This window comes from Escherichia sp. WS1450, from assembly GCF_046487395.1.
Taxonomy (GTDB): Bacteria; Pseudomonadota; Gammaproteobacteria; order Enterobacterales; family Enterobacteriaceae; genus Escherichia; species Escherichia coli.
The window spans coordinates 1-5516 of sequence record NZ_JBJQJO010000065.1 but is presented as its reverse complement, the minus strand read 5'-3'; the positions used below and the strand labels follow the sequence as shown (position 1 = coordinate 5516).

6 protein-coding genes and 1 pseudogene are annotated in these 5516 nt (G+C 44.1%); 5 read left to right on the top strand and 2 right to left on the bottom strand.

Annotated features, from left to right (window positions below; all coding sequences use genetic code 11):
* On the bottom strand, nt 1–231 hold a 231-nt coding region (locus tag ACJHYR_RS26765; protein WP_171946093.1), incomplete at its 3' end, for a GTPase.
* A gap of 100 nt (nt 232–331) precedes the next feature.
* On the opposite strand from ACJHYR_RS26765, the gene ACJHYR_RS26760 reads away from it, so the two are divergent.
* The gene (locus ACJHYR_RS26760) at nt 332–1555 is read left to right on the top strand and encodes a hypothetical protein (protein WP_032353838.1); all 1224 of its coding nucleotides are present in this window, start codon (nt 332–334) and stop codon (nt 1553–1555) included.
* Between the two features lie 1228 nt (nt 1556–2783).
* Here ACJHYR_RS26760 and ACJHYR_RS26755 read toward each other — a convergent pair.
* Nucleotides 2784–2957 (bottom strand): hypothetical protein, encoded by a 174-nt coding sequence (locus tag ACJHYR_RS26755; protein ID WP_012139175.1) that lies wholly within the window; start codon nt 2955–2957, stop codon nt 2784–2786.
* A gap of 180 nt (nt 2958–3137) precedes the next feature.
* Here ACJHYR_RS26755 and ACJHYR_RS26750 point away from each other — a divergent pair, with 180 nt between their 5' ends.
* From ACJHYR_RS26750 to ACJHYR_RS26735, 4 genes and pseudogenes are all read left to right on the top strand, one after another.
* Nucleotides 3138–3869: an inovirus Gp2 family protein gene (locus ACJHYR_RS26750; RefSeq protein WP_021512249.1), complete on the top strand. Its 732-nt coding sequence runs from the start codon at nt 3138–3140 to the stop codon at nt 3867–3869.
* A 356-nt stretch (nt 3870–4225) separates the two neighbouring features.
* The gene (locus ACJHYR_RS26745; protein ID WP_077248717.1) at nt 4226–4798 is read left to right on the top strand and encodes a hypothetical protein; all 573 of its coding nucleotides are present in this window, start codon (nt 4226–4228) and stop codon (nt 4796–4798) included.
* Between the two features lie 68 nt (nt 4799–4866).
* Nucleotides 4867–5103 (top strand): helix-turn-helix transcriptional regulator, encoded by a 237-nt coding sequence (locus ACJHYR_RS26740; RefSeq protein ID WP_000958153.1) that lies wholly within the window; start codon nt 4867–4869, stop codon nt 5101–5103.
* Between the two features lie 200 nt (nt 5104–5303).
* Nucleotides 5304–5516 (top strand): annotated as a pseudogene (locus ACJHYR_RS26735) (hypothetical protein); the annotation flags it as partial.

Genomic DNA, 5516 nt, shown 5'->3' with positions numbered 1-5516 from the left:
ATGAGCCTGACGGGTGCAGCCGTTCAGCGGATGCGTGGCGCAGACACGGGACTGAAAAATGGCATTGCACAGGCTGCTTTTTCCGGCACCGGATTTACCCATAATGCCAATAACGGGTTCGTACTGAATGACGCTGCGAAGATGTTCAAGGATTTTCTGGCGAATTTCTTCAGGAAGAAAGGTCAGATGTGACTTTACGTGTGCGGAGAGGGAAGAATGGCTGAATGACATACCGTTATCCTGTTGATTTCACTGAACCGGATCACATTAATCCGGCCTCTCAGTCAGGTAATATGGACGTGAAAATTTTTCCATTGACGGGAAGAAGAGTATGGCTAAAAACAAAGGTATCTGTCGGAATAAAAAATGCAGCAATCCTGTTTCAGAATTTGATGAGGCAAATGCCCTGAGGTTATGTGATGATCATTATCAGTTATGGAAACGAAATAAAGAGAACCGTCGGGTCAGGAATATTTGTCGTATAATCAGTAAATATGACAAAAGTCTGGACCGGGAGATATTTGACAGAGTAATAGATGCTGCAAGAAATCAAACGGGAAAGAGAATTGTTGAGGACGCAAAAATATTACATCAATTGCGCAATTCAAAGCAAGTAAGAAAAAGTCTTCATAATGGAGTACTCCGGTCACGGGAATGGCTCAATACACAGGAGTTACTGAGAAGAAAAAATATATCTGTTACAGGTGACTCATTTAAATCTTACATAAAGGATATTGTCAGATTATATTGCTATAAGTTTCTCTACAGCAGAGAATATCTTAATGAAAACGCATACAAAAAACAATATCAGAGAGTTATTAACCCCAGAGAATTTAATGTTCCGATACTTCAACTTGAAGTTGCATGGATCAATAATAATTGCCGTTCAAGTGATTCAAGCTCTGATATTATCATCCTTCCCAGGATGATAAGAAGAATGGTTGTATTTAATGATACGAAGATAAATAAACAATTAGAGGAAATGTTGGGGGGGATAGCACGAAAAAAAGTCGCAGTAAGGAATAAAGGCGGTCTCTATACCAGAATAAAAAAAGAAAATGATTTTCGTTCTATGGATAGATTTATGGTGGAAATCGAAAATATCATAAGACCTGAAATATTTCCGACATCAATTTACCCGCCTTTTTCACTTTCATTTATCGAGAGAGAATTGCCACTACTGAATCTGGCGCACTCACAGTACAAAAGAGCAATAAGTAAAAAAGTGGCGAATTCAATTTTTTATACTTTGCGAAAAACTCACGTGGCATTATGGCTGCATCTTGAAATGTTTGCTCTTGTGGCATTCATCAAACTGTATACAGGAAAAGGGTTTGAATTCATGAAAAACATGTGTGTATTTATAGATTATGATAAAGGGATAATAAAATCCACGCATGAAGAACTGCTGAGTGAAATTAAGTGTAACATTCAGTTGAATTTAAAGGTGAATCCTGATAATTTTCCTGAATTAATAGAAGTATACAATTCATGCTTTAGTAAAAATATATTGTTGTATGATGTTCAGGATGATGGTTTTAAATGGTGTTTATGATTTGAAAATATTAAATTTATATTACATTTTAATTATCAACAAAAAACACATAAAGAAATCTAAAGGGAATGAGCGTCAAATGAGCTGATATAGCGCCAGTTTGGTATGGTCATGTGATTTGATGATTAAAGCTTACGGATAATAACACTCCTCTGTGAGCCATATAAATGAGCATGCCATAATCGTCAGTTCAGAGATAAAACTGACTGAATGATCTTATGTTATAGTAAGCAGTGTTTACCGGATACGATGACTTATCTCTCTCACATCATATGGATTCACTTTCATGGGGTAAAGCGATGGGACTACAGACGCTGATTATGATGGTTTGCTGTAAAGTTAGCACAAGTTTTTGCTGTACAGAATACGGAGTAAGAAAAATAATTCCAGAGTAAATCTGCTCTGCTTTTGAACAGAAAAGATTCATGCTTACCGTGAAAAACTGAAACCAACATTCAGTCTGCATGGATGTCTTAAGATGTTGAGAATGTCGGATATGGTATTATATACACCTTTTCCATTAGGTCCTTTTATGTTTTCATTAAGTCGTTTTGTATGTATTCCTCCAGTGATTCATTAGTGCCTGTTTACGCATTTACACACTTTCCCATTAATCTCCTTTAAATGTGTTTCATTACGCATTGCTGTACACATTTTTGAACTGATACACATCCAAGTTAGTAAACCTGTCAGTTCTGATTTTACGTTAACTAAATCAGTTTAATGCTGCTGTAAAACAATCCTTCCTGTTTAAGCAATCAATCTGCTATTCGATTTTACTGATGTGACGTTTAACCTTTCCTGAGCTTTGGTTGTTTGTGGTTTTTGGTTTGTGTTTCGACGTTAAGCTGAGAAAAGTATCTTTACGCTAAATCAACCCGAACTTTCCTGAGGTGATCTGACGTTCTTTTCGATGTGCTTACGACGATTCTGTTAAACGACTTTCTGGATGTTTTGATAACAATCAGATTGAGGCATTAACGATTCCTGACGTTTTGCTTTTTCATGTAAGGTCATTGTTTTCGTCATGATGTGGTTTTTCTTCTTGCATTGCGAAAGTGTGATGATTGGTTTTGGTTTTTTGATTCAGATGAGATTTACGTTATCGATGGTTAATCGTTTTTATGGTGCGTAGTGAAACGTAACATTTTCGGGATGAGAAAATCGATTCTGATGGTGATGGGGATGATCGTGTTACGGCGTTATCTGTAAACAGGTTTTAAACGTGTCATTCGCATTCGTGATTGAGTTGTGTGATTAAGCTGTAGGTTTTGGCGTTGTTGTTGATTTGCATTGCCAGGAAGCGTTCTGGTTGCGTTTCTGGTGTTTTGTTCGAATGTTCTGTGGATCCTTTTCCCTTCAGGCTTTTCTCGTCGTCCATGTCGTTTTTAAATCCATTCATGCTGTTGTTGCGTGTTTTGCTGCTGTGTGCAGGATTATCTTTTCGTTCCGGGATGGTTTGTTCCGTTTCAATCACTCTTAATCAGAGAGTTGTAGCATTGCTTAATGACATGATGCCGTAAAGTTTTACCGCGGTGATTAATGATGTGAAGTCAATCCAAATCAACGGAGATCTCTCATCATGAATCAACCAATACACAATGCTTACTGGTTATCCCGTTTTGACAGCCTTCTCGACAGTGCCCTGTCGCAGCACCGTGCCGTCTCGTTAATCCGGGTGGATTTACGTTTCCCTGAGTATATGCCTGTCACCATCATGGATCCCGATCCGGATTCAGCGGTGATTTCTCGTTTTTTCGAATCCCTGAAAGCCAAAATCCAGGCTTACCAGCGGAAAAAACGACGTGCCAACAAGCGTGTGCGTGCAACCACTCTGCGTTATTTCTGGTGTCGGGAGTTTGGCAAGGAAAAAGGCAGGAAACATTATCACGTGATATTGCTGCTCAACAAAGATACCTGGTGCTCGCCAGGGGATTTCAGCGAACCATCTTCGCTGGCGACGATGATCCTGGAGGCATGGTGCAGCGCCCTGCATCTTGAGGCCTGGCAAGGCGATGGCCTGGTCCATTTTTCCAGGTGGACGCCTTCCCGTAAACCAGCATCGTCTGATGCTCGCCCTTCTTCCGATGACACGCCTTTGTCGGGTGGATGTTCTGATACCAGGAAGGCTTCAGAAAAAAAGCCGGGTGAAGCCGCTGTTCTCTGGATCAAGCGTGGTGATGTGGAAGCGCTGCAGAAAGCCCGGAACAGAGCCAGTTATCTCGTGAAATATGAGACGAAGCAGCATGACGGTTCCGGGCAACGTAATTATGGTTGCAGTCGTGGGCCGGGGCGTCTGCTGGATGGCAGGTGAGCCCTGTAAAACGACATCCGGTGCCTGAGCTTATGCTACAGGACGTTGGCTGACGCCCTTAGCTCGTTTTCTGAAAAAGTCGTCCTGAAGTCATGCAACGGTATTTTTCTCTGCTTTCGCTCCTGGAAACACTCCGTCGGTAAAACCTTACTGTCCTGCTTAATGATGTGAACCGAAGTCAACGGAGATCATTCATTCTGAACCTGCATCCGGTGTTCTGTCCCTTGTCGGTTACCTGATCTTCCCGTTCTGCCGCGGTTTTTCACTTATTCCATCAACCCCATACGCAAGCCATAACACGTCAGCGCATCCACGGGCAGGACGCGTTGTGGGCTGCGTATAACGGAACATATCTTATGAATGCTATCCCTTATTTCGACTATAGCATGGCGCCCTTCTGGCCATCTTATCAGAACAAAATCATCGGCGTTCTCAACCGTGTGTTGCGCGAGCAGTCCGGCTCCAGGATACGGCGGATCCTGCTTCGTCTGCCGGGGGAACATGGCAACATCTTCAGCGACAGAAAAACCTGGTTCGGTATGGCCTTTATCGAAACCGTCAGTGCGCTGATGAATGCAACCCCCGGACGCGACCTCTGCTGGCTCCTGACCCGTCATCCTGAAAAACCGGAATACCACGTGGTGCTGTGCGTCAGACAGGAATATTTCGACGGCCCTGAGCTGGACCGGTTGATACTGGATGCCTGGAGCAACGTACTGGGCTTCGCGGCACCGGGTGAAGCAGCACCGTACCAGAAACAGATAACCCGGGATGTGGTGCTGGACAGTTGTTCACCGGACTGCGAAGAGAGACTCAAAGAGCTGATATGGGCGTTCAGTGATTTCGCCCGCGATCGTCGTGGTGTGCGCGATCCGGAAGCCCGTTACCTCGCCGGTAATCCCTGGTATCCCGTAGCAGGCCAGCTCTGAAAGCTCAGCTCAGCAGATTCACCCGCATTTGCCCAACATTCATAAATCTCACAGAGGACATTCTGACCATGTTGACCTCAATGACAGGTCACGACAGCGTATTGCTGCGTGCCGACGATCCCCTGATCGACATGAACTACATCACCAGCTTCACTGGTATGACCGACAAATGGTTTTACAAGCTGATCAGTGAAGGCCATTTCCCTAAACCCATCAAACTGGGGCGCAGCAGCCGCTGGTACAAAAGTGAAGTGGAGCAGTGGATGCAGCAACGAATCGAGGCATCACGAGGGGCAGCAGCATGAAACGTGTTGTAATGCCGGTACGCTGGCAATGTGCAAAATACCAGCGTTGGTATTGTGGAAATCAGCCCTGTCCCTGGTGCTGGCGACCTGCTGCCCCCGTCTGTCATTCCTCGTTCTTCGCTGTAACAGGCATCGTACCGGTCTCGGCGTGCTTTCCTGCGTACCGACACCGGTTCAGCAACATTCAAGGGGATCAAATCGTGCAAATAACCGAAACCGTACTTTCAGAGCCGGTGGAAATCCGGCGTTTTATTCAGCAGGCGGTGGATCACTGGCCGCGTCTGCTGGCCGTCCACTTCACACTCCATTCGGCAGAAGGAAACATCAACGGACAACAGATTCATGCATTCTGTACTTCCTTTTACCGACAGGTGCACGAGCGTATTACTGAACGTAATCACACGGCCAGTCCA